The following is a 21,532-nucleotide window of genomic DNA, read 5'->3' as shown; positions in this document are numbered from 1 at the left end:
GTTTCCCTACGGATATCGCGTTTATCAACCTAATTTGATATCAATTAGAAAGATACTGAGTTTTCACATACTGTTTCATCACAGGATTCAAACTAAACAAAGTTATCTTTTCCTCTTCTACAGCATCCAATAAAAACCGACTTCCCAGAGATCGCACTGCATTGACTATTTCTGACGGGGAAAATGGTATTTTGTTGAAAATTTGCGACACAGCAACCGGTTCAGGTTGATTAGCCAGGTAAATCATCACTGCTAACTCTGCCGGAGTCAAACGCCCAAAAGGTTGAGATAACTGAGATTGCAACCCTTCATCTAAAATCGGCATCTCGCAGTGCAAAAACTCAGAAACTCTCCCCCCAAACAACTCTCGAATCAGCGTTGCAGTGAACTCCAACCACAGAGGATTGCCTTGATAAATATCAATCAAAGTTGACCATGTTTCCTCATCGGATAAATTTTGTGAGTTCAAAATCTCTTTCGCTGCTACTCCTAAACTTCCCAATACAAAACATCGCACGGGATGATTATCTTTTGATAATCTGGCAATTTCCCTCGGTTTTTCCCAACTATTCAATATCAAACAACTTTGATGACAAACTTCGGCAATTAGTTTAAAAAATAACTGATAATCTTCATATCCAGTTTTATATTGTCCCGCTAGTTGCCCGCTGCCCAAAAGCATCTGTACATCATCGAGGACAATCAGACATCGGTTTTTTCGCAGGTAATCGAGGATTTGGGAAATTTTGGTTTCGATGTTTTGGGGAATTTCAGATGGTTGGGAAAAGATTTGCAGCAGGTTGGTGAGGGTTGCATCAAGGGTTGGGGAAAAGCGGAGGCTGCGATAGATGACGTAATCGAATTGTGTTTTGATGCGATCGATCAGGCTTAGGGAGAGGGTTGTTTTGCCGATTCCGCTGATTCCCAGGAGTGCGATCAGGCGTGTGCGATCCTGTGTTATCCAGTTTTCGAGGGTGGAGAGTTCGGAAGTGCGATCGAAAAAGCTGAAGATTTCGGGCGCGTCGCCTAAGTCTATGTGGAGTTGTTTAGGAGTTTGTTGGCGGTTTACGGGTTTTGTTGGGATTCTCGCCCTTTCTTGACAAATATTGAGGTTGTTAATCGCTACATAATCTCTACCTACTCTACCGATGGCTGATGAAAAGTTATCAAATTTCGCTTTTTCTAATATTGCTCTAAAATTTCTTTTAGTAATATCTTCTCCCAATCCCTCTGAAAATATTTGCCATAATTCCGAACCGATATCTCTGGTATGGCCTTCACTCGAATGAGTCTCTTCAGCAATTTGCGGGTATGTCCGACCTTGGAATGTCCCTTCTAGGATAGCTTTTTGCAGATAGTCTATATGTTCTCCCGTCTTCGCGAAGATTAGTTCGTCTGCGAGTTTCAAGACTTCTGCGATGTCCATAGGTCAGTCGTGTACTGGGATTTGTCGTATTATATCCGATCTTTCCGACATTTCCGACAAGATTCCGACATTTCCGATTTGCTTGTCTGGCGAAAGTTCCGATCTTTCCGATATTGCCAAACTCATCCTTGTACTATACTTAAGATTAAGTCAGTATTATTAATAAGGAAAAAATCAATGGCTGATTGGCCTGATAGTGCTCAAAAAATTGGTAATGATTGCTACTACAAAGTGGCTAGAAGTGGAACTGAGATTCTAGTGGGCAAAACTGAAGATGATATTGACTATAACTATCAAGGTTTAAAAAACCATGTTCACTATTACAAAGAAAATGGGGGATGGTATGTTAGAACTACGGAGGGAAGTGTACGCCAAGAAATAATTGCAAAATATGGTGGTTCTAGGAGGGAAGATGACACAAGAGGAGGCTACGGAAACAGTCTGTATGGAACTACAGGTGCATCCGTTGATGAAGAACTTAGTAATTGGTTAGACTCATTACTGGATTAATTGTGATTAGAAAAGTTGCGAGCGCCCACATTTACAAGAAAAGTTAAATGTTAGGCGATAGCTTCACGAAACCTGCTAATTAGAGTTCAGTTAATACTGAGATTGAGTTGAATCTTATAAAAATCAAGGGAGTAGTTATGGCTAGAAAACACATGGGTACAGTTAAAACGCCGACAGATTCTTCTTACGATTATGATTGGGACGAGGATACTGGCGAAGTATATGTTGGAAATGAATCTGCTGGTAAAGCCTCATCTGCTGAGGAAGCTTGGCGTAAAGCGAATTTCTACGCAACTACTCTTCAGAAATGGAAGGATTGATTGAGAAAACTTGCGATCGCCCACACCTCCAGGACAAGTTAAAGGTTGGGCGATCGCTCAAAGTATACTAATTAGTAGCGAAAAAATATTAAGTTATTTTAGTGTAAAGATGAGAGTGTAAAGATGAGTGAATTATTTGAAAACCCAGGTGATTATTTATCTGTTGGTACCGCTAGACTGTTTAATAATGCTATCGAAAAAACTTCTGAAGGCCAAAAATATCAAGAATCAGGATACTACAAAAAGGCTCTTGAAAAATATAACTCTGCTTTAAAATTCTACGAAGGTTTTTTTTGTTTTTGCGAATCAAAAGAAGGGGGCATGATTTTTCTAGCAAGCCAAATCATCTTACTTTTTGTGATGCTTAGCTTTATCGACAAAGTGAAAAAGTGTTATGATGAACTCAACGAACCTTATAAAGCACTGATATTCCAAAAAAAAGTTGATGAAATAGTAGAGACAATTGGTAAATATGAAAACAAGTTAGAACCAGAATATTTGGTTATTTATAATAATACGATTCAAGCAAGTTCTAACAAATTGTCTGATGAAGAAAAGGCGATAAGAGATAAATGCAGGGATTTTGTAGAAAATACATATAAAGTCGAGGATTATTCAGACGATCCCATATTCATAGAACTGGTGGCCAACTTTGACAAATGTTGTTCCTATAAAACATTTCTTGTACCATCCAAAGCAGTTAGTGTTAGTAGTTCTAGTAGCTCTTGCTTCATTGCCACAGCAGCTTATTCTACTTCCACACACCCAGATATAGACACATTCCGCAATTTCCGTGACAAAAAACTTTTAACTAATCCTGTAGGTCAAGGATTAGTCAGCCTATACTACAATATCAGCCCTAGCATCGCTAACTATGTGAAGATGCAACCAGTCATCAAGAGCTTTTTAAGACAGCAGTTAGAGCGTTTAGCTGAGTGGATGCGTAGCCGAGAAGTTAAAAGTTAGTACAGTTTTAAAAAGAACTATTTAACAAGCAGCGGGGAAATGCGATCGCCCTTATCTTCCCAAAGTGCGATCGCCCCTTTTTTCCAAGTACGATCGCCCTTATTTTCCAAAAGTGCGATCGCCCTTATTTTCCAAAGTGCGATCGCCCTGATTTTCCAAAAGTGCGATCGCCCTTATCTTCCCAAAGTACGATCGCCCTTATCTTTCTCAAAGTCCGATCGCCCTTATTTTCCCAAAGTGCGATCGCCCTTTGCTTTCCCACACCAAACTAATTAACACCCTATCTAAGCGGTTTTCTAAACCGATGTCCATCAGGTTCTACAACCAAAAATGCCCCTTTTAGTTCTACTTCAGAGTAATTTTCAATAACTCCTGCTAGTTCCTTATGAACTTCATTCACCATTTTAGGTAAGACTCGAAGGTAAATCACACCTGTTCCGATCGCCCTCACAAAAACAAGATTTCCGTAATCTCTGTCTCGCGTAACCAGGATGCGATTTTCTGCTTGCGCTACTCTCAGTATTTCTTCATCACTTGCTTGCGCTAGACCCATTTGAGCGACAACAATTACATCATGTCCTGCATCAATCAAAAACTTTGTGGTGACAGCATACACATCTTGATCGATCAGAAACTTCATAATTTAAGCTAATGCCAAATGCACATCTTCAGCCGCCACCAGTGCGATCGCATAACGCAAGCACGCCCGAATATCATCCATTTCCAGATCGGGATAGTAGTCTCGGATAATTTCTCCAAAAGAAAGCCCTTCATTTAGTAATTCGAGAACGCTCTGTACAGTAATGCGCGTACCCATTATGCAAGGCTTACCGAAGTGAATTTGAGGGTTGACGGAGATTCTGTCCATTTTGACCACAGAGCTATATGTCTCTTCTATTTTAAGTCATCAGGTAGGCGATCGCAACCTGTATTTTTCACCAGCGGCATTATTTTCCAATCAGCCGATCGTACTCTGCGTGCGTACCAATCCAAAACCACAAAATACCTGTTTAAATTTCTACACCCAACGCCCGATAAGCTTGTCCGGCCCTTACAGACCAATAATTACCAACCTTCTTAAAATGCAAAGAAGGATGAGACGGATCTGCCTTCAGCAACTCATAACACCGATCGGCTGTAGCCTCTACGGTTGATGGCAAAGCATTGTAACAATCCCAAAACTTTCTCCTTCGTATAGTGCATTAAATCGCTCGATAATTACCACTCTCAAAATCTGCGATCGCTTCTGCTGTTAAAGCATCCAGTTTACCCTCCGCAATATCTTTCTCTAACTGAACATCCCATCGTTGGTAATCCAAATTTAGAAACCACTCTAACAACTCTCCAATCTTGTTGGGCGGAAGTTGGAGAATCGCATTTTCTATCTGTTCAATAGTCAACATAGGCTATCTTAAGTTACACTAAATTTCGTTGATTTTTTTGCTTGCTCTATATTATATCTCAATTGGGAATTCTGGGAAAAGCGATCGCCCTTATCTTCCCAAAGTACGATCGCCCTTATTTTCCAAAAGTACGATCGCCCTTATTTTCGTTTTAGTTGCTCAACTGAAGTCACCTTACCTGCTGCTACATCTTTTTGGGCTTTATTAAAAGCTTCAACAAAACCGGGAATTTTCAATAATTCGTTCGTAGCTTCATTGCTTTCACGTTCTCCTAAATAAGGTAAGAAATCAGCAGCAACGAGCAGCCGTTCAGGAGATAAGCGATCTATTGATTGCTTAAGATTCTCGCGAAGTTCTTGAGTTTTCATAGTTAATAGCTATTGAAAATTATTAGAGCTACCTGCTCGATCGTACCAGATAGTCTGAAACTTGGCTTCTGCGATCGCCCACAATCAAAAACCCTTCAAAAAAAAAACCAAGCACTTGACAAATAATCACCTCAGAAGTTAACTATTGAATAGATCGCACCTTGACACCAATGATTTCATACCTAATATCATTCTCCTGGGGAATATGCCTGCTACTATCCCTCACAGGCTGGGGAAAAGTCCTCAACCACATTCTTTTTCCCAACCAGCGGATTGACTGGGGACAAAGAGCCGCTTGGGGTCTAGCCTTTAGCGTTCTAATTGGCGGCATTTTAAATGCAACGTGGACTATTTCCCAAACCACAATTTTAATTTTTTTAGGTTTGGGACTCATTTATTGTCTAGTAGATTTGGTAAATCACAGACAATCAATCGCCACCAAGCTCTCACAGCTATTTCAAGAAACTCGCAAAGATAAAATCATCTTAGCAGGAATTGCCACAGTTAGTTTCCTGATTTTAATCCAATACGCGGGATGGATTTATACAGGCAGAGTCAACTTTTCCAACATGGTTTATGCTGACGGGTTTAATACCAGCGATGACTACCACGCTTACTTAGTATTTCCCCACAAAATGCTGCAACTCGGTTCGATAGGCCTAGAGCCTTTTAGCGAAAGAAGAATGATCTCTTTGGGGGGACAGTCATTTCTCCATACTTTAATTGTCAGCGTACTTTCTGACACTAATTTAAACATCATAGACCCTGGTTTGGCGCTGATAATTACTGTTGGACTAATTATTGGTTTTTTTCAAAAAAATCCAGCCTCGACGAGACGAGTAATCTTTACAATCTTATTTGTACTCTTGATTGCTGTACCCAAGGCAAACACTACAAGTATGATGCTGCCAGTCGCTTTATTTGTAAGTTTGTTCAGGACGCTTGACAGTAAAGAAATAGAACGCAACTCTTGGGTTTCCAATGCTTGTATTATCGCTTTAATCTCCGCAGCACTTTGTACTTTGAAATCTTCCCTAATTCCCGCCTCTGCTATTGTATTTGCAGTTAGCTACATTTGCTATTTTATCAGTTCCCCTACAAAACTCAAAGTTGTATGGGAATTCGGACTGGCGACAGTATTAGTGGGAATATTTCTCCTACCTTGGATGATTTCTTTGTATCAATCGTCAGGCACTTTACTGTATCCTCTTTTGGGAAAAGGCTATCACGCCTCCGCCTACGGCATTACTTTCAAATCAGGCTCGTCACTGTTGGGAACTGTTAAAACAGCCCTCGCAGCATTCAGAGGCATCTACATTTTTGTACTGATATTGCTCGGCTGTTTGAGCTTGAGCGTCCGACCTCTGAAGTTTGGCAATTTACCCGAAGAACGTTCGTTCTCGAACCGCCAAGCAGCTTTATCTATGACAGTTGCAGCGGGATTGGCAACAGTTGCTGTAGGCGTACTTACCGAAAATGCCGACCCTTTTCGCTATTCATTCTCTCACCTGTTCCCGGCAATTATCATATTAATTACGATCGCCATGACTGATACAGGAGCATTCAATAAAAACGGAGTAGCCAACTTTTTTATTGCCGCTGTATTTTGTGCAGGTCTCGCAATCAGCTACGATTGGGATATCACCAAACAAACTTATTCGGCTTATGTAAAAAACATTCAATTCGGACTCACGAATCCATCTTTAGTTTCAGCTAAGCAAAAGTCGCAGTATGCAGCACTGCAACAGTCTATTCCACAGGGAGAAACAGTTTTAACCAGGCTAGATGCACCTTTTATCCTCGATTTTAAACGCAATCAAATTTTCATCGCAGACTGGCCGGGAGGAGCGAGTTTACCTCCCGGAATGCCTGTATTCAAAGGCCCTGAAGCTTTAGCAACTTATCTAGTTTCACAATCGATTAGATACATAGCTTATTCGTCTTGGAGTCTCAATCATCCCGCAGATGTAGATACTTCAGGGCCTGGATTGTCATCTTGGTTTCGACTGCAATCACAACTCTCTCACGACTTTCGGGATAACGTGCAGCAACTTGCAAAAACCAGAAAAAAACTTTATGAAGACGGAGAAAATTTTGTGCTGGATTTGGGAGTTCAGAGTAAGTAGCAACTATTTACATGACATAAAAAAGGAGATTAGATATCAAACCCAGCAGCCGAAAATGTCTGGTAGAAACTTCAGCATCTGCTGGCAGCATCTTTAACACATCTTTCTCGGATAAAAGGTTGAGATTTTCCTCTTTAGAAAAAAAGTCCTTGCCGATCGTTCTCAGGAAAGCTCGAAACCAAGAGGGGGGAAGCCAGTGTATTAGGGGAACAGCAGTGTGGAATTCTACGGGATACCAACGGTTGGGAGTTGTGATGCAGCAAGTTTTGCCGACGCGGCAAAGTTCCCGAACAAAAGCTTGTTGCTGAGTCCGACTGCCGACGTGTTCGATTACGGCAAAACTCACGACTAAATCAAAACTTTTGTCGGGAAACGGCAAGCTTAATCCATCAGAACGGACGTATTTTAAACCTGGATATTCTTCTTCTAAAAACGCAGCATCTTCCATACCGACTGCGGTGATTTTGTGGGGATATGGATAGAGTTTTTCAAAGAAGTTGCAATCTTCGCGGCGGTCGGAAGTGACTCCCACATCTAGCACTGTTGTGTCGGGGTTTGGATTGGCTAATGCCACGAGCAAATCAAACATTTTTTGGCGAGCATACCAAGATAGTCGAGTTGCGAAACCGCCTAATTTTGGGCCAATATACTCGCTCGATTTGTCTTCAGTTACTGTCATATAGATTTGAGATTTTATATTGGGATGGAATGATACCAATTCCGGCTAATCAGCTACGCTCAAAATGTTGGGAGTCAGTCCTTGAAACCTTTTAGGAATCAAGTCTTGACTGCAAACTTATCTGTAATTAGTTAACCGGACTCTATCGCACAAAACCTACAACAATCTAACATAGCTTGATTGGCAGTGGGAACTTTCTTGATAAGCAGAGCAATTGTGCTACCCTAATTTAGGTGGGAGAACGAAATTTTATGTGGATTTTTATTACCTGCGTTTTAAGCTCAGGACGCTGAGAAAAAAGCTGGAAAGAACCATCTGCAAACCGACGGTGAGGCAAGTGAGCGAGGGAATAACCAAACGCAGAGTTTTAGAAGAATCTAGAGAACCGAAAGCTGTTTCCCTCCATATAGTTAATGACAAGAACGAGCCAACTATTCCGATTAAGATCAGTGTGACTCCGACAATCAATCCTGTCTCTAGGGTGACATAGCGAAATATTTTGTTGAGTTTGGGGTCTTCGGGCAGCAGTTTCTCGCTGATGGCGAAAACTTTGGTGAAGAAAGCGAAAGTTACTGCTTGAAAACCGACGATAATTGCGATCGAACTATAAAGCAGCGTGTGTACGTCAAAGCTGATACCTCCGATTTTTTGAGTACCGGGCAACAGCCAAATGCTAACAATTAGGCCCCAAATCATCAGCGCAGTACCGGGATACAGAAACAGCCACCGGGGACTGTAAAGCAGCAAAAATCGGAGGTGCCGCCAGCCATCTCGCCAAGTTCGCAGGTGCGGCGGGCGGCTGCGGCCGTCGGGAGAGAGTACCGTTGGGACTTCAGCGATCCCCAACTTGTACAGAGAGGCTTTGACGACCATTTCGCTAGCAAATTCCATCCCCGTTGTTTGCAAGTCCAGTTTCAAAATTGAGTCTCTCCTGAAACCGCGCAACCCGCAGTGAAAGTCGCCGGCGGGACTTGAGAAGAATAGCTGCCCAACCCACGTCAGCACCGGATTTCCTAAATATTTGTGCAGCGGCGGCATTGCCCCCGGTTTGATGCCCCCTTGAAAGCGGTTTCCCATCACTAAATCGCACCCTCCCCGCAATTTTTCGACAAAGGCGCCGAGGTTGGAAAAGTCGTAGCTGTCATCGGCATCGCCCATAATTATATAGACTCCGCGCGCCGCGATTATGCCACCCATCAGGGCGCTGCCGTAGCCTTTGGCTGCTACGGGTACGACTCGGGCTCCCATTCTGGTGGCGATATCTTGAGAACCGTCAGTGCTGCCATTGTCTGCTATGATGACCTCACCGGCAATATCAAGTTCGCGCAGCGATTTCAGCGCCTTCTCTATGCAGACTTCTAAAGTTTCTGCCTCATTCAGGCAAGGCATGAGTATCGATAATTCGAGAGTGTATTCCCCGCTTGCGTTGGTCTCTTCTGCCATATGTTTGTTTCACTCTTGTTGGCGATCGACAATACTTGCATTTCCAGTATGTATGTTTAAAATATGGGTGGCGAACAAAACTCAATAAAACTTAATCTAAGCTGTTAAGGAGAGTTTTTTCCGAGCCATTCTAGATCTGTAGTATTATGTTGGTGAACTAATGAATAGAGGCGTTTTTCTAGTTTTGCTTGCTGCTATTTTGTGCAGTGTTGTGGGTCAATTTAGTCTGAAGGCAGGAGCTAAAATCTTAGGGCCCATCGGCGCTGCTAATTTAGTAGAAAAAGTTATGGCAATGGCAACTCAGCCTTTGATAGTTGGAGGTCTGTGTTTGTATGCAGTTTCTTCGATCGGCTTTATCGTAGTTTTGTCTCGCGCCAACATTAGCATAGTCTCGCCTTTACTGTCAATCAGTTACTTGTTTACTGTTTTGGGCGGCAAAATTGTATTTAACGAGCCTTTGCCGCCGCTGCGGTTGGTAGGCGTGGGGCTAATTATGACGGGAGTAATTTTTGTACTCCAAGGTCAAAGTGGGGGAACCGCTGGGGGCAACTAGCGATCGCTTTTGACATAGACGCTTGAGTGCGGAATTGATAACTTAGGTCAAAGGGGTATATTTCAGCATTGTTTTATGAAATGATACTGCTGTATGTCTAATATTTCTGAGACGGTGAATCCCAATCAATTATTGAACGATCGCACCGCAGTTCTTGCTACCATGCACCAAAAAGAACGGGTGATGGCTCCCGTTTTGGAACGAGAATTGGGCGTAAATATCCTAGTACCTGCGGAGCTTGACACTGACGCATTCGGCACCTTCACCAGAGAAGTTAAACGCTTAGGAACTCAAATAGAAGCGGCTCGCCATAAAGCACAAAAAGCCCTAGAAATTGCAGGCGAAACTCTTGCCTTTGCCAGCGAAGGTACTTTCGGCCCTCACCCAATGATGCCGTATCTGGCAGCTAACAGAGAAATAGTAATTTTATTAGATCGAGCCAACAATCTAGAACTCATCGGCGACTCTTTCTCGGTTGAAACTAACTACAGTCACCAGTTAATTTCCAGTATAGAAGAAGCAGATGATTTTGCTAAAAAAGCTGGATTTCCCGATCACGCACTGGTGGTTGTAGTTGGCGAAGCTGCGCTCGGTAACGGCGAACTTGTCAAGGGCATTAGGACAGAAAAACAATTTTTTGACGCTGTGACAGCAGGCTTAAATAAATCGTCAACCGGCCGAGTTCACATCGAAACAGATATGCGGGCGATGTACAATCCAACTCGGATGAAAAACATTGAAAATGCAACTCTCGATTTAGTTAAAAAATTTAAGCAATTCTGCCCGGAGTGCGGTTGGCCGGGATTCGAGATTGCTGAGACGAAAATTGGATTGCCCTGCGGACTTTGCTATTTTCCGACTCAGCTAGCGCGATCGGCAATCTATAAATGCAAAAACTGCGGTTATACTAAAGAAAAACTATTTCCCGACGGTCGAGAGACTGCCGATCCTTCCCTATGTCAATATTGCAACCCTTAGAAAAATAATTGCACAAAAATAGTAAAGTTTGCAACAATATTATTGAGAGTTCCCTAATTAAATTCACTAATGATAGCCATAGAAACAGAACGCAACTGGAAACCAGTTATTAAAGAATTCGAGGCTGTAGTCGGCAAAAACGGCGTCGTACAGCGCCGCGAAGAATTGATTGTCTACGAGTGCGACGGGCTCGCCAGCTACCGCCAGCGCCCCGCCGTGGTGGTATTGCCGCGAACTACCGAGGAAGTGGCGCATGCGGTCAAAATATGCGATCGCCACTCAATTCCCTGGGTTGCTAGAGGTGCCGGCACCGGTCTTTCCGGCGGCGCTTTACCAGTCGAAAACTGCGTGCTGATTGTCACTGCCCTGATGCGAAAAATCCTGAAAGTAGACTTAGAAAATCAGCAAGTAGTCGTGCAGCCGGGAGTAATTAATAACTGGGTAACGCAAGCAGTTAGCGGCGCCGGTTTCTACTACGCGCCCGATCCTTCCAGTCAAATTGTTTGTTCGATTGGCGGCAACGTTGCCGAAAATTCTGGGGGGGTTCACTGCCTCAAATACGGAGTTACAACGAATCACATTTTAGGATTAAAATTGGTACTTCCCGACGGTTCTATTGTCGATGTCGGCGGCGAAATTTCCGAAATGCCCGGTTACGATTTAACTGGTGTATTTGTCGGTTCCGAAGGCACTTTAGGAATCGCCACAGAAGTTACTCTGCGAATTCTCAAAGCGCCGGAATCGATTTGCGTTCTCCTAGCGGATTTTGCCAGTATAGAAGCAGCGGGCGAATCGGTTTCCGATATTATCAGCGCTGGCATTATTCCCGGCGGCATGGAAATTATGGACAACATCAGTATCAATGCTGTGGAAGATGTTGTTGCTACAGGCTGCTACCCCCGCGATGCAGCGGCAATTTTACTCATAGAAATCGACGGTTTAGAGGTAGAAGTTGCGACAAATAAGCAGCGAATTTATGAAATTTGCAAGCAGAATGGAGCGAGGAATATCACGACTGCTCATGACCCAGAAACGCGGATGAAAATTTGGAAAGGGCGGAAAGCTGCTTTTGCGGCGGCGGGTCATTTGAGTCCTGATTATTACGTGCAAGATGGTGTAATTCCCCGTACACAAATGGCTTATGTTCTCAAAGAAATTGAGGGTTTGAGCGAGAAATACGGCTATCGGATTGCTAATGTATTTCACGCGGGAGATGGGAATTTGCACCCGCTGATTCTGTACGATAACTCGGTAAAAGGTGCGCTGGAAAGGGTGGAAGAATTGGGCGGGGAAATTCTCAGGCTTTGCGTCAAAGTTGGGGGAAGTCTTTCGGGAGAACACGGCATCGGTGCTGATAAGAAGTGTTTTATGCCGGATATGTTTTCGGAGGTGGATTTGGAGACGATGCAGTGGGTGCGTCAGGTGTTTAATCCGAAAGGTTTGGCTAATCCTGGGAAGATGTTTCCGACGCCTAAGACTTGCGGGGAAGCGGCGAGGGCTAAGGTTGAAACAGTTAAGAAGTTGGAGGGTGCGGAGGTGTTTTAATTCGCTATTTATGCGGTAAGTTCTTGTAGGGACACGGCAGTGCCGTGTCCCTACGGGATATTGAATGTACTTCATAAACCTGCAATCTGCTGTATTAATTCCGTTTGCATTGGAATGATATAGAGGACACGGCAGTGCCGTCTCCCTACCGCGATTAATTGTAGGAAACGGCACTGCCGTCTCCTGACTGTGGGTAATATTAATTCCTCGGCCACCGGATTTGATATGAGTAGTCAGTAACGCTAATGTTCGATCGGCATTTTGATAGTAAATTCCGTGCCCTTGCCCAATTCCGAAGTACAATATAATTCGCCTTTGTGTCTTTCTACAATAATTTGATAGCTAATTGACAAACCCATTCCCGTGCCTTTGCCAATGGGTTTGGTAGTAAAAAATGTATCGAATATGCGCTGCTTGACTTCCTCAGTTATTCCCGGCCCGTTGTCAGCAATTTTGATTTCTACAAAATTGCCTGCTACTTCCGTACAAATCCTAATCAGGCTGGGATTCTCTCGAATTTCTTGAAAAGTTTGCCGGCTGTTCCAATCATCCAAAGCATCGATCGCGTTGCTAATAATATTCATAAATACTTGGTTTATCGGCCCGCAAAAACACTCAACAGGTGGCAAATTGCCGTATTCTTTCACAATTTGAATAGGATGGGTTTCGCCGTTTCCTTTCAACCGGTGATTGAGAATTAACAGCGTACTATCAATACCTTCGTGAAGGTTAACGGGTTTCATTTCGGAATTGTCGTGCCGCGAGAAGTTTCGCAGGGATTTGACAATCTGGGAAATCCGCTCAACTCCCACACTCATTGAAGATAGGACTTGAGGTAAATCTTTAGCTAAAAAATCGAGTTCGAGGGTTTCTTTTTCCTCTAGAATTTCCGTTACGGGCTCGGGATAGTGATGTTCGTAAAGTTCCACCATGTGCAACAAGTCTTGAGTATAGTTTTTGAGGTGAGCGAGATTGCCGTAGATGAAGCTGACGGGGTTGGTTATTTCGTGGGCGACGCCGGCAATTAGCAATCCCAAACTGGACATTTTTTCGCTCTGCACCAGTTGGGAATGGGTGTCTTTGAGTTTGTTAAGTGCTGCTTCTAACTTCGCTGCTTGTTCTCTACTTTGCGCTGACGAATTCTGCAATGCTTCTTCCGCTTGTTTGCGATCTGTAATGTCTCTCTGCACGCCGATGAAATGAGTTAATTTGCCAGTGCGATCGCGCACTGGAGATATGGACAAAGCATTCCAAAAAGCCGTTCCATCCAGCCGATAATTTTTCAATATTACCTGACATTCGCTTTCGCTTTTCAAGGCTTGACGAATGGTTTCTACCGCCGCCGGATCGGTATCGCTTCCCTGCAAAAATCGGCAGTTTTTCCCTAAAAATTCTTCCCGCCGATAACCTGTCATGCTTTCAAATGCGGGATTGCAATAAATAATCGGATGTTCGGGGTTAGTTGCGTCAGAGATGATAATTCCGCTGCTAGTAGCAGCCATAGCCCGATCGTACAACCAAAGCATTTCTTCTGCGCGCTTGCGATCGGTAATGTCTCGCAGCGAAGCTAGATAAGCCATTTCTCCTTCCCATTCCGTTTCCACCACCCGCATTTCTACCAGAGCATTTTTTTTGCCCTTGCTAATAGCTTCAACTTCTGTTTGTATGACGCGAATTCCTGCTGCGTCTGTTTCTCCAACTTGGGGAATAATATTCGTGTCCATGTCAATGTCGCAGGCGGAACCTTCTACTACTAAATTGCCAAAAAACTCTTGACCTAAAAGTTCCTCTTCCTTGCAATTAAACAGTGCTTCTGCTGAGGGGTTTACAAAACAAACAAGTCCTTTTTTGTTGACGATTGCGATGCCGTCTGCATTTTTTCTGATTACATTACGAAATCGAGATTCGCTAGCTTTCAAATCCCGTTTTAGCTGTTGCATTGCTAGTTCCATCTGCTGCAATTCGCACAGATTAATACTATAAGCTTCTGAGATGTGACTGTCTGCGACATCCTGCGGTAAAGCGTTTGGCCGGTCTTGAGAGTTTGCTCCGGCGATGTTTTTAGTTGTTGTTCTCTTCAAACTGGTGAAATTAGTGATATTACTTTCTGAGTCTGCATCGTAAGAAAACATATTGTAAGCCCTTCCCAAAAAATTTAAAATAAAGTGTTTAGATCGGTTACTTTTGTGCCAGTTTAAGCAAACAGCAATTTACAGCTAATGCTAGCACACCGCTTTGAGAAACAATCCTAAGATATTATTAAAATTAAAGTGCGATGGCCATTGTGTCCTAGATTACATTTACTCATTGATGTCAAGACTACTTGGCAACAAATGCTAAATAAAAATTAGAAGATTTTTGTAAATATAAATGTCGCCGCACCAAACAAGCTCATCTTTACCGATCGAAAAAGTAGTATCAATTAACAATTACCAATTACGTGCTACCCGAGCGTACCAGTGCAGACAGATTTGATATAGAATATAACCTGTCTATTTTTGCGATCGCAACTTCAAACCAATGGCACGTCTAGCACTTCTGAGCGTATCCAATAAAACCGGGCTAATTGACTTAGCGCGCAGTCTAGTAGAAGAATTTGAATTTGACATAATTAGCAGCGGCGGGACAGCAAGCGCCCTGAAAGAAGCTGGAATCCCCGTCACCAAAGTTGCGGAATATACCGGTTCTCCCGAAATTTTGGGCGGGCGAGTCAAAACACTTCACCCGCGCATCCACGGCGGCATTTTAGCACGTCGCGATGTACCGGAAGACCTCGCAGATTTAACCGCAAATCAAATTCGGGCGATCGATTTAGTCGTTGTAAATCTGTATCCATTTGAACAGACAATTGCCAAACCTGGAGTAACGCTTGCAGACGCAATTGAGCAGATAGATATCGGCGGGCCAGCGATGCTGAGAGCTTCAGCGAAAAACCACGCTCATTTGACAGTTTTGTGCGATCCAGAACAGTACAATACTTATTTAAAAGAATTGCGGGAAAATGGCGGGGAAGCATCCTTAGAGTTTCGACAAAAATGCGCGCTGGAAACCTTCAAACATACAGCAAACTACGATCGCGCGATCGCAAATTATCTCAGCAGCCAATCCGCTGAAGCATCGAAGCTACCAGAACAGTTTAATTTATCAGGAAAAGAGTTGCAAACTCTCCGCTACGGCGAAAATCCCCATCAAGCCGCCACCTGGTATCAAAGCGGAAATACACCGACAGGCTGGACGACTAGCACCATCCTGCAAGGCAAAGAATTAAGCTACAATAATTTAGTAGATTTAGAAGCAGCAAGGCGACTGATCGTAGAATTCCCCGACACACCCGCCGCCGCTATTCTAAAGCATACAAATCCTTGCGGCACAGCCTTGGGAACAACTATTTCAGAAGCGTATCAAAAAGCCTTCGACACCGATTCAGTCTCGGCTTTTGGCGGAATTGTCGCCCTCAACCGCCCGATTGATGCTGCTACCGCAACGGCGTTAACTAAAACATTTTTAGAATGTATCGTCGCCCCTGGGTGCGAACCGGAAGCGGAAGAAATTATCAAGAAGAAGGCGAAAGTTCGAGTATTAATTTTGCCAGATTTGACTCAAGGGCCGCCACAAACTGTTAAAATAATCGCAGGCGGTTTGCTGGTGCAAGACTCAGATAATATAGTAGAAGAAACTAGCAACTGGCGGATTGTTACTGAGAAACAGCCGACGGCGGCAGAGTTGGAAGAATTGCTGTTTGCTTGGAAAGTAGCGAAACACGTCAAGTCTAATGCGATCGTTGTGACGCGCGATCGCACTACAATCGGTGTCGGCGCCGGACAAATGAACCGCGTGGGATCGGTTAAACTAGCATTGGAACAAGCAGGAGACAAAAGCAAAGGAGCGATTTTGGCCAGCGACGGTTTCTTCCCCTTCGACGATTCAGTCAAAACTGCGGCTGAGGCTGGAATAATTGCGATCGTCCAACCGGGAGGAAGTATGCGCGATCGAGATTCCATTGAAGCCGCCAACCAACTCGGAATCACAATGGTTTTCACTGATATTCGGCACTTTTTGCATTAATTAAGTTCGTAGCAATGACATTTTGCACCTCTATTATGAACAGGCAAGATGCCTGTTCCACAAAGAGTTAATTCTATTGTGGGGTGGGAAGAAAGCCCGCCACAAAAAGGCTTACCGGCCTGTTTCACAAAGAAAAGAGTCAATTCCAGTTCTATTGTGGGGTGGGCTTCTAGCCCGCCCTAAAAAAAATTTCCTTCTTCTATAACTAACGGCTATGACTACCACAATTCAACAGCAAATTAAACCCCAAGACGTAAAAGTCAAAATCCTGCTCACCGGCGGACATCAGTGCACCGTCATCCTCAAATCCGATACACCATTATTGCACAGCCTTGTCAAAACATTAGTCGATCGCACGCAACAAACACCCGGTTTTTCCACCTTATTTCAAATCCCTATAGACGGAGGGCGTTCCGCCTTTTCTTTTCCCGGCGAACACCTAGTCGGATTAGTCACAGAACCCCCAATTTACTTGCAGGAACTGCAACCCCAGCAGCCAGCAACTCCCGTAGAAATTCCCGCAGAAGTTCCTGCCCCTGCGCCGCCTGTAAATGACGATTTAATATCTCGCTACGCCCAAATAGACAACTTTTTGACACCTGCAGAAAAGAATAAACTCATCAAATATGTCTTAGCAAAAGAATCAGAATTTGTGAGTACCAGCACCTCAACCAATGCCGAAGATTACCGCCGTTCGATGGTACTCCACTCGTTCCCCGAATTTTCGGAACTGATGGTTAATCGCATCAAAGCAATTCTCCCCGACGTGCTGCAAAAATTAAATCTTCCCTCATTTTCGCTTGGTGAGATAGAAGCTCAGTTAACCATGCACAACGACAACAACTTTTACAAACTTCACAACGACAGCGGCTCTCCAGATACCGCAACCAGATTTTTTACTTACGTTTACTATTTCAATCGAGAACCAAAGGCTTTTTCAGGTGGCGAATTGCAAATTTATGACAGCAAAATCGAGAACAATTTCTATGTAGCCGCCGAGACATTCAGAACCGTTGAGCCTCGCAATAACAGCATCGTATTTTTTCTGAGTCGGTATATGCACGAAGTTTTGCGAGTTAGCTGTCCCACGAAAGCTTTTGCTGATAGCCGCTTTACTATTAACGGCTGGGTGCGTAAAGCAAATTGAGGTGGGAAATTAAATCAATAATTAATATCAATTCCGGTTGCATCGGAATTAATATCACCCGAAATCAGGACACGGCAGTGCCGTTTCCCTACAATAAATCTGGCGTAGGGAAACGGCACTGCCGTTTCCTCTATGTCATTCCGGCGCAGCCGGAATTGATATGATGCGTGAGTTTTACTCCTGTGCGCCAGCACTTTTGAGCAATTTCACCACACTAGAATAACCCTTAAACTCAGCCAGCATTAAAGCTGTATAATTTCCCGGATTTTTGTGGTTTAGTTCTGCACCAGCAGCGATTAAAATCTTTACTGCATCAGCATAACCCCGATGTGCGGCCCACATTACAGCAGTTGCGCCCGAATCATCCAGCAAGTTGACATCTGCACCTTTTTCGACTAATAATTGGACGATCGCCACATAACCGCGATCGCACGCCTTCATTAAAGCCGTTTTCCCCAAATCCGCCGGGACATTCGGATCTGCACCGCCGTCAAGCAAAGCCTTCACCGTCTCGGTATGTCCGTGAAAAGCAGCCAGCGTCAAAGCAGTCTCCCCAAAGTTTTTAGCATTCAGATAATCAGCGGGATTTGAGTTTACTTTTTGCAGCAAAGCCGATACGATCGCACTATGGCCGTGAACAGCCGCCACCAGTAAAGGCGTATCGCCCAACCGATTTCTAGCACCGACACTAGCACCTCGGTTTAAGAGCAATTCCACCACATCTTCGCAGCCTTCAACCACGGCAAAATTCAAAGCAGTTTCATCATCTTTATCCTTAGCGTTGATATCCGCGCCAGCATCGAGTAAGATATGGGCGATCGGCAAATTTCCCCCAGCAGCAGCAGCCATCAAAGCCGTGCCCCCATCTCCATTTTTCACATTCACATCAGCGCCCGCACCCAACAAAGCTTGCACCGCATGAATATTGCCAAAATCCGCAGCCAAAGTTAAAGCAGTTTCGCCGTCTTTATCCCGAATTTCGACATCAGCACCAGCAGCCAACAGCACCTCGACAACAGCCAAATTTCCCGCCACCTGTGCCTGCATCAAAGCAGTTTTGCTCTCTAGATTTTTAACATTAGCATCCGCACCGCGATCGAGCAAAATTCGGACAATTTCAGCCCTACCTTGACGGACAGCTAAAAACAGCATAGAATTGTCAGCAACAGCACCCGCATCAGTCAAAGCTTTGACAACAGCTAGATGACCGGATAAAGCAGCTATTTTTAGAGCCGAATCTCCATCTTTATCTCGGACATTTACATCAGCATTAGCATCAAGTAAAAGCCGCACAACCTTGATATCACCTTTCAGAGAAGCAGCCATCAAAGCCGTACTTCCATCATCATTTTTAGCATTAACATCAGCACCCGCCGCCAACAACAGCCGCGCAGAATCAGGCTGTTTGTGAGCCGCCGCCAGCATCAAAGCCGTCAGCCCAAAACGCCGGCTCGCTTGATTGACATTAGCGCCATTGTTTAGTAAGATACGCACGATTTCCGTATAGCCCTTTTGGGTCGCAAACATCAAAGCCGTCGTCCCCTCAGAGTCTTTGGCATTAGCGTTAACGCCCTTAGCGAGCAAAGCTTGGACGTGAATAATGTTGCCGGTCTTGGCGGCTTGAATCAATACAGCGTCTTGTTTAGTGGCAGGCATAATAGTCTCTCATCCCGTATATTTGTACCGTCGCACGAGACGGACTGACTGGTATGCTAAGTTTTATGAAGTATGTTTGCTAATCCTCAGAACACTATGAATCTCGAAATTCCTCAGTCCGTGAAAGTTTGGAGCCAATTCTTCCACCCAGTTTTAATGTGGGTATTGCTGGCAATCTCATTGTATGCTTTGTATCTCGGCCTGCAAATCCGCCGTACCAGAAGCGCCGAAGGCGAAGTCAAAAAAGAGTTAATTAAGGGCAAATTCAACGTCAAGCACCACCAAATGGGTTCTTTGCTGCTAGCCTTGATGGTAATGGGGGCGATCGGCGGGATGGCCGTCACCTACATCAACAACGGCAAGCTATTTGTCGGCTCCCACTTGCTAGCAGGATTGGGAATGACGGCAATAATTGCGATCGCAGCCTCGCTGACTCCTTTGATGCAAAAAGGCAATGATTTGGCCAGAAACACTCACATCTTTCTGAATATTGTGCTCTTGGGGCTGTTTGGCTGGCAAGCAGTAACAGGCGTGGAAATCGTGCAGAGAATTATCAGCAAAATGTGATGATTTGAGTAAGAAGATATTGGGTAGGGACACGGCACTGCCGTGTCCCTACATTTTTACGATCGAAAGGGTGTTATAATGAACGTATAAGTAAGCCAATTAGTCTCAATTTAACTTCTCTTCGCAAAGACAAGAAAACTAATATGCCTTCTTTAAAAATACATCGCCAATATCAATCCGGCATCGAAAAAATTATAGCCTTGGACAACTCAGTCTTTGAGGCTATTTTGAGTGCGTTGAGAAAAACAGTCCCTGCGTTGCCTATTGATGATTTAGTCAGAAACGTAGAGTCAGAGGTAGAAAACACGAACCATGATGATTTAGTCAATATACTAGAGAGTATTATTCCTATATACGCTTTAAAGAAAACTTATGCTTGGACGGTGGAAGAACTAGCAGATGAGCTTATTGCGGCTGTTGATGAATTTGAAGAACTATCTAACTTATCACCCGAAGAAAAAGAGCAATTTTGTGAAAAGCTTAATAGCTTGTTGATGCCGAATAGCTTTTTAGAATCGGCATCAAAAGCCAAAGATGTTTTAAAAGTATATTTGTTGCCTTCAGGAATTCCTGCTGATGACTTCCCGATTAAAAGCAAGGTAGAACTAGAAGCAGAGTTTAAGAAGTTCGCCGAAGAATGGCGTCTCGAAACGGGGATGCTATCATTAGTTACACAGAAATCAATGCACCAGGCTTATCAGAGAATTATCGGCATGGGACAGCCAGTTATCCCCTTGATTTTGCGTGACCTCGAACAAAAGCCAGACCATTGGTTTTGGGCGTTGAGGGCAATTACTGGTGACAATCCGGTAAAACCCGAACAGCGCGGCCGGATGAAGCAAATGGCCCTAGCCTGGATACAATGGGGAAAAGAACACGGTTATGAGTGGTAAGCTAGAGTACCGAAAAATATTGAGATTTCCTAACTTAGAGCTTACTGAATATCAAGTAACAAGTGAAGAAACAATAGACTAAAGTTAAATTGAGCGAAAAATTTATAAGCTTAATTAGGAAGTTTTTTGAAATCAAAAGAAGGAAAGCCATGCTAGAGAACCTGATCAAATACTTTGTCTACGCAACAAAAGGCTATATTACAAAAACGCAGTTAATCAAGTTTTTGTACTTAGCGGATCTTTATGCGGTCAAATGGACAGACAAGCAGCTTACTGATTTAGATTGGCGTTATTATTACTATGGGCCTTGGAATGAAGGCATAGAGGCTGTTTTAAATCAAATGAATGGCAAAGAGATTGTTCAAGAATCTCAGGGAGAAAGTATATTCATCAGACTTGGTGAGAGAGCTGGTAATGTGGATGATTTAAAGTTACCTTTAGGTCTGAAGCTCATGCTTGACAACATCAGGAGAGAATGGGCGGGTGCAGGAGAGGATAAACTGAATCAGTTACTAGAATATGTCTATAGCACTGCTCCCATGCTTGAGGTTAAATATAGCCACGAACCAGAGGAACAGGTGAGACTTAATCTCTCCAAAGAAAGAGAAAAGTTAATGAGTGAATTGGGGTGAGCGAGTGGCTGGACAAAAACCGCGTCAAGGTTGGATTTATTTTATCAATCCCTATAGAGTATCTCTTTGTCGAGTGTCAAATTATTTGTCCACTTGCCAAATTATTGACCACTAGCTTTGACCGCTTCACAATCCTTATAGAATAAGGCTTTAAGCTATTTTAATACCTTTCTTTGACCAATACTCCGGACAGTTTTTAAAGAGGGATACGATCGCTTTTGCAGCAGAGAAGTGAAGAAAGTGAGTGCAATCTGA

23 protein-coding genes are annotated in these 21,532 nt (G+C 43.7%); 13 read left to right on the top strand and 10 right to left on the bottom strand.

Translation table 11 applies throughout. The features are described from left to right. Window positions 1-40: 40 nt before the first annotated feature. Window positions 41-1,426, bottom strand: a complete 1,386-nt coding sequence (locus QUA02_RS25290) for a helix-turn-helix domain-containing protein (RefSeq protein ID WP_333031791.1) — start codon at window positions 1,424-1,426, stop codon at window positions 41-43. Between the two features lie 177 nt (window positions 1,427-1,603). On the opposite strand from QUA02_RS25290, the gene QUA02_RS25285 reads away from it, so the two are divergent. The 4 genes from QUA02_RS25285 (at window position 1,604) to QUA02_RS25270 (ending at window position 3,498) form a co-directional block, all read left to right on the top strand. Then, the gene (locus QUA02_RS25285; RefSeq protein ID WP_333031790.1) at window positions 1,604-1,936 is read left to right on the top strand and encodes a hypothetical protein; all 333 of its coding nucleotides are present in this window, start codon (window positions 1,604-1,606) and stop codon (window positions 1,934-1,936) included. 137 nt (window positions 1,937-2,073) lie between these two features. After that, window positions 2,074-2,256: a hypothetical protein gene (locus tag QUA02_RS25280; protein ID WP_333031789.1), complete on the top strand. Its 183-nt coding sequence runs from the start codon at window positions 2,074-2,076 to the stop codon at window positions 2,254-2,256. Between the two features lie 123 nt (window positions 2,257-2,379). Next, window positions 2,380-3,222 (top strand): CFI-box extended C-terminal domain-containing protein, encoded by an 843-nt coding sequence (locus QUA02_RS25275; protein ID WP_333031788.1) that lies wholly within the window; start codon window positions 2,380-2,382, stop codon window positions 3,220-3,222. A 39-nt stretch (window positions 3,223-3,261) separates the two neighbouring features. Further along, complete coding sequence (locus tag QUA02_RS25270) at window positions 3,262-3,498, top strand: hypothetical protein (protein ID WP_333031787.1); 237 nt, start codon at window positions 3,262-3,264, stop codon at window positions 3,496-3,498. Window positions 3,499-3,502: 4 nt separating this feature from the next. Here the strand turns inward: QUA02_RS25270 and QUA02_RS25265 are convergent, their stop codons facing one another. The 5 genes from QUA02_RS25265 to QUA02_RS25245 all read right to left on the bottom strand — a co-directional run bounded on the left by QUA02_RS25265 (window position 3,503) and on the right by QUA02_RS25245 (window position 4,993). After that, window positions 3,503-3,862, bottom strand: a complete 360-nt coding sequence (locus QUA02_RS25265; protein ID WP_333031786.1) for a DUF5615 family PIN-like protein — start codon at window positions 3,860-3,862, stop codon at window positions 3,503-3,505. 3 nt (window positions 3,863-3,865) lie between these two features. Then, on the bottom strand, window positions 3,866-4,090 hold the full coding sequence (locus tag QUA02_RS25260; protein ID WP_333031785.1) for a DUF433 domain-containing protein: 225 nt from the start codon (window positions 4,088-4,090) through the stop codon (window positions 3,866-3,868). Between the two features lie 142 nt (window positions 4,091-4,232). After that, entirely contained in the window at window positions 4,233-4,382 is a 150-nt protein-coding gene (locus tag QUA02_RS25255) for a hypothetical protein (protein WP_333031784.1), read from the bottom strand. 42 nt (window positions 4,383-4,424) lie between these two features. Continuing rightward, entirely contained in the window at window positions 4,425-4,625 is a 201-nt protein-coding gene (locus QUA02_RS25250) for a hypothetical protein (RefSeq protein WP_333031783.1), read from the bottom strand. 140 nt (window positions 4,626-4,765) lie between these two features. Further along, window positions 4,766-4,993: a hypothetical protein gene (locus tag QUA02_RS25245; protein ID WP_333031782.1), complete on the bottom strand. Its 228-nt coding sequence runs from the start codon at window positions 4,991-4,993 to the stop codon at window positions 4,766-4,768. 170 nt (window positions 4,994-5,163) lie between these two features. Between QUA02_RS25245 and QUA02_RS25240 the strand changes: the two genes are divergently transcribed. Then, on the top strand, window positions 5,164-7,119 hold the full coding sequence (locus QUA02_RS25240) for a BTB/POZ domain-containing protein (protein ID WP_333031781.1): 1,956 nt from the start codon (window positions 5,164-5,166) through the stop codon (window positions 7,117-7,119). A 7-nt stretch (window positions 7,120-7,126) separates the two neighbouring features. Here QUA02_RS25240 and QUA02_RS25235 read toward each other — a convergent pair whose 3' ends face one another. Beyond that, window positions 7,127-7,798, bottom strand: a complete 672-nt coding sequence (locus tag QUA02_RS25235) for a class I SAM-dependent methyltransferase (RefSeq protein WP_333031780.1) — start codon at window positions 7,796-7,798, stop codon at window positions 7,127-7,129. A 264-nt stretch (window positions 7,799-8,062) separates the two neighbouring features. Continuing rightward, complete coding sequence (locus QUA02_RS25230; RefSeq protein ID WP_333031779.1) at window positions 8,063-9,241, bottom strand: glycosyltransferase family 2 protein; 1,179 nt, start codon at window positions 9,239-9,241, stop codon at window positions 8,063-8,065. A gap of 160 nt (window positions 9,242-9,401) precedes the next feature. On the opposite strand from QUA02_RS25230, the gene QUA02_RS25225 reads away from it, so the two are divergent. From QUA02_RS25225 to glcD, 3 genes are all read left to right on the top strand, one after another. Further along, on the top strand, window positions 9,402-9,794 hold the full coding sequence (locus QUA02_RS25225; protein WP_333031778.1) for a DMT family transporter: 393 nt from the start codon (window positions 9,402-9,404) through the stop codon (window positions 9,792-9,794). 93 nt (window positions 9,795-9,887) lie between these two features. Further along, window positions 9,888-10,772, top strand: coding sequence for a DUF6671 family protein (locus tag QUA02_RS25220; RefSeq protein ID WP_333031777.1), 885 nt, complete (start codon window positions 9,888-9,890; stop codon window positions 10,770-10,772). Between the two features lie 69 nt (window positions 10,773-10,841). Next, window positions 10,842-12,317 carry a glycolate oxidase subunit GlcD gene (gene glcD, locus QUA02_RS25215; protein ID WP_333031776.1) on the top strand — a complete coding sequence of 492 codons (1,476 nt, stop codon included), beginning with the start codon at window positions 10,842-10,844 and terminating at the stop codon, window positions 12,315-12,317. Between the two features lie 242 nt (window positions 12,318-12,559). Here glcD and QUA02_RS25210 read toward each other — a convergent pair whose 3' ends face one another. Then, a complete protein-coding gene (locus QUA02_RS25210) occupies window positions 12,560-14,449 on the bottom strand; it encodes a PAS domain-containing sensor histidine kinase (protein ID WP_333031775.1) in 1,890 nt (629 codons plus the stop codon). A gap of 388 nt (window positions 14,450-14,837) precedes the next feature. Here QUA02_RS25210 and purH point away from each other — a divergent pair, with 388 nt between their 5' ends. Together purH and QUA02_RS25200 are read left to right on the top strand one after the other, a co-directional pair. Beyond that, window positions 14,838-16,382, top strand: a complete 1,545-nt coding sequence (purH, locus tag QUA02_RS25205) for a bifunctional phosphoribosylaminoimidazolecarboxamide formyltransferase/IMP cyclohydrolase (protein ID WP_333031774.1) — start codon at window positions 14,838-14,840, stop codon at window positions 16,380-16,382. A 214-nt stretch (window positions 16,383-16,596) separates the two neighbouring features. After that, window positions 16,597-17,529, top strand: coding sequence for a 2OG-Fe(II) oxygenase (locus QUA02_RS25200; protein ID WP_333031773.1), 933 nt, complete (start codon window positions 16,597-16,599; stop codon window positions 17,527-17,529). 174 nt (window positions 17,530-17,703) lie between these two features. Here the strand turns inward: QUA02_RS25200 and QUA02_RS25195 are convergent, their stop codons facing one another. After that, the gene (locus tag QUA02_RS25195; protein WP_333031772.1) at window positions 17,704-19,185 is read right to left on the bottom strand and encodes an ankyrin repeat domain-containing protein; all 1,482 of its coding nucleotides are present in this window, start codon (window positions 19,183-19,185) and stop codon (window positions 17,704-17,706) included. Window positions 19,186-19,281: 96 nt separating this feature from the next. On the opposite strand from QUA02_RS25195, the gene QUA02_RS25190 reads away from it, so the two are divergent. The 3 genes from QUA02_RS25190 to QUA02_RS25180 all read left to right on the top strand — a co-directional run bounded on the left by QUA02_RS25190 (window position 19,282) and on the right by QUA02_RS25180 (window position 21,277). Next, the gene (locus QUA02_RS25190; RefSeq protein ID WP_333031771.1) at window positions 19,282-19,752 is read left to right on the top strand and encodes a DUF4079 domain-containing protein; all 471 of its coding nucleotides are present in this window, start codon (window positions 19,282-19,284) and stop codon (window positions 19,750-19,752) included. Between the two features lie 143 nt (window positions 19,753-19,895). Beyond that, a complete protein-coding gene (locus QUA02_RS25185) occupies window positions 19,896-20,645 on the top strand; it encodes a hypothetical protein (protein WP_333031770.1) in 750 nt (249 codons plus the stop codon). A 149-nt stretch (window positions 20,646-20,794) separates the two neighbouring features. Further along, on the top strand, window positions 20,795-21,277 hold the full coding sequence (locus QUA02_RS25180; RefSeq protein ID WP_015178230.1) for a type II toxin-antitoxin system antitoxin SocA domain-containing protein: 483 nt from the start codon (window positions 20,795-20,797) through the stop codon (window positions 21,275-21,277). Window positions 21,278-21,532 lie beyond the last annotated feature (255 nt).

Origin of the sequence: Microcoleus pseudofavosus SVA1_A4, from assembly GCF_036700565.1 — a bacterium.
In the GTDB taxonomy this organism is placed as follows: Bacteria; Cyanobacteriota; Cyanobacteriia; order Cyanobacteriales; family Microcoleaceae; genus Microcoleus.
Note: the sequence above shows the minus strand (reverse complement) of the source record. Positions and strands in the feature narration are given on the sequence as shown.

Coding starts and splice junctions, on each gene's coding strand:
- QUA02_RS25210 (WP_333031775.1), bottom strand. CDS start 14,449: ATGTTTTCTTACGATGCAGACTCAGAAAGTAATATCACTAATTTCACC.
- QUA02_RS25180 (WP_015178230.1), top strand. CDS start 20,795: ATGCTAGAGAACCTGATCAAATACTTTGTCTACGCAACAAAAGGCTAT.
- QUA02_RS25245 (WP_333031782.1), bottom strand. CDS start 4,993: ATGAAAACTCAAGAACTTCGCGAGAATCTTAAGCAATCAATAGATCGC.
- purH (WP_333031774.1), top strand. CDS start 14,838: ATGGCACGTCTAGCACTTCTGAGCGTATCCAATAAAACCGGGCTAATT.
- QUA02_RS25240 (WP_333031781.1), top strand. CDS start 5,164: ATGATTTCATACCTAATATCATTCTCCTGGGGAATATGCCTGCTACTA.
- QUA02_RS25220 (WP_333031777.1), top strand. CDS start 9,888: ATGTCTAATATTTCTGAGACGGTGAATCCCAATCAATTATTGAACGAT.
- QUA02_RS25250 (WP_333031783.1), bottom strand. CDS start 4,625: ATGTTGACTATTGAACAGATAGAAAATGCGATTCTCCAACTTCCGCCC.
- QUA02_RS25230 (WP_333031779.1), bottom strand. CDS start 9,241: ATGGCAGAAGAGACCAACGCAAGCGGGGAATACACTCTCGAATTATCG.
- QUA02_RS25275 (WP_333031788.1), top strand. CDS start 2,380: ATGAGTGAATTATTTGAAAACCCAGGTGATTATTTATCTGTTGGTACC.
- QUA02_RS25270 (WP_333031787.1), top strand. CDS start 3,262: ATGCGATCGCCCTTATCTTCCCAAAGTGCGATCGCCCCTTTTTTCCAA.
- QUA02_RS25225 (WP_333031778.1), top strand. CDS start 9,402: ATGAATAGAGGCGTTTTTCTAGTTTTGCTTGCTGCTATTTTGTGCAGT.
- QUA02_RS25285 (WP_333031790.1), top strand. CDS start 1,604: ATGGCTGATTGGCCTGATAGTGCTCAAAAAATTGGTAATGATTGCTAC.
- QUA02_RS25190 (WP_333031771.1), top strand. CDS start 19,282: ATGAATCTCGAAATTCCTCAGTCCGTGAAAGTTTGGAGCCAATTCTTC.
- QUA02_RS25195 (WP_333031772.1), bottom strand. CDS start 19,185: ATGCCTGCCACTAAACAAGACGCTGTATTGATTCAAGCCGCCAAGACC.
- QUA02_RS25200 (WP_333031773.1), top strand. CDS start 16,597: ATGACTACCACAATTCAACAGCAAATTAAACCCCAAGACGTAAAAGTC.
- glcD (WP_333031776.1), top strand. CDS start 10,842: ATGATAGCCATAGAAACAGAACGCAACTGGAAACCAGTTATTAAAGAA.
- QUA02_RS25290 (WP_333031791.1), bottom strand. CDS start 1,426: ATGGACATCGCAGAAGTCTTGAAACTCGCAGACGAACTAATCTTCGCG.
- QUA02_RS25185 (WP_333031770.1), top strand. CDS start 19,896: ATGCCTTCTTTAAAAATACATCGCCAATATCAATCCGGCATCGAAAAA.
- QUA02_RS25260 (WP_333031785.1), bottom strand. CDS start 4,090: ATGGACAGAATCTCCGTCAACCCTCAAATTCACTTCGGTAAGCCTTGC.
- QUA02_RS25235 (WP_333031780.1), bottom strand. CDS start 7,798: ATGACAGTAACTGAAGACAAATCGAGCGAGTATATTGGCCCAAAATTA.
- QUA02_RS25265 (WP_333031786.1), bottom strand. CDS start 3,862: ATGAAGTTTCTGATCGATCAAGATGTGTATGCTGTCACCACAAAGTTT.
- QUA02_RS25280 (WP_333031789.1), top strand. CDS start 2,074: ATGGCTAGAAAACACATGGGTACAGTTAAAACGCCGACAGATTCTTCT.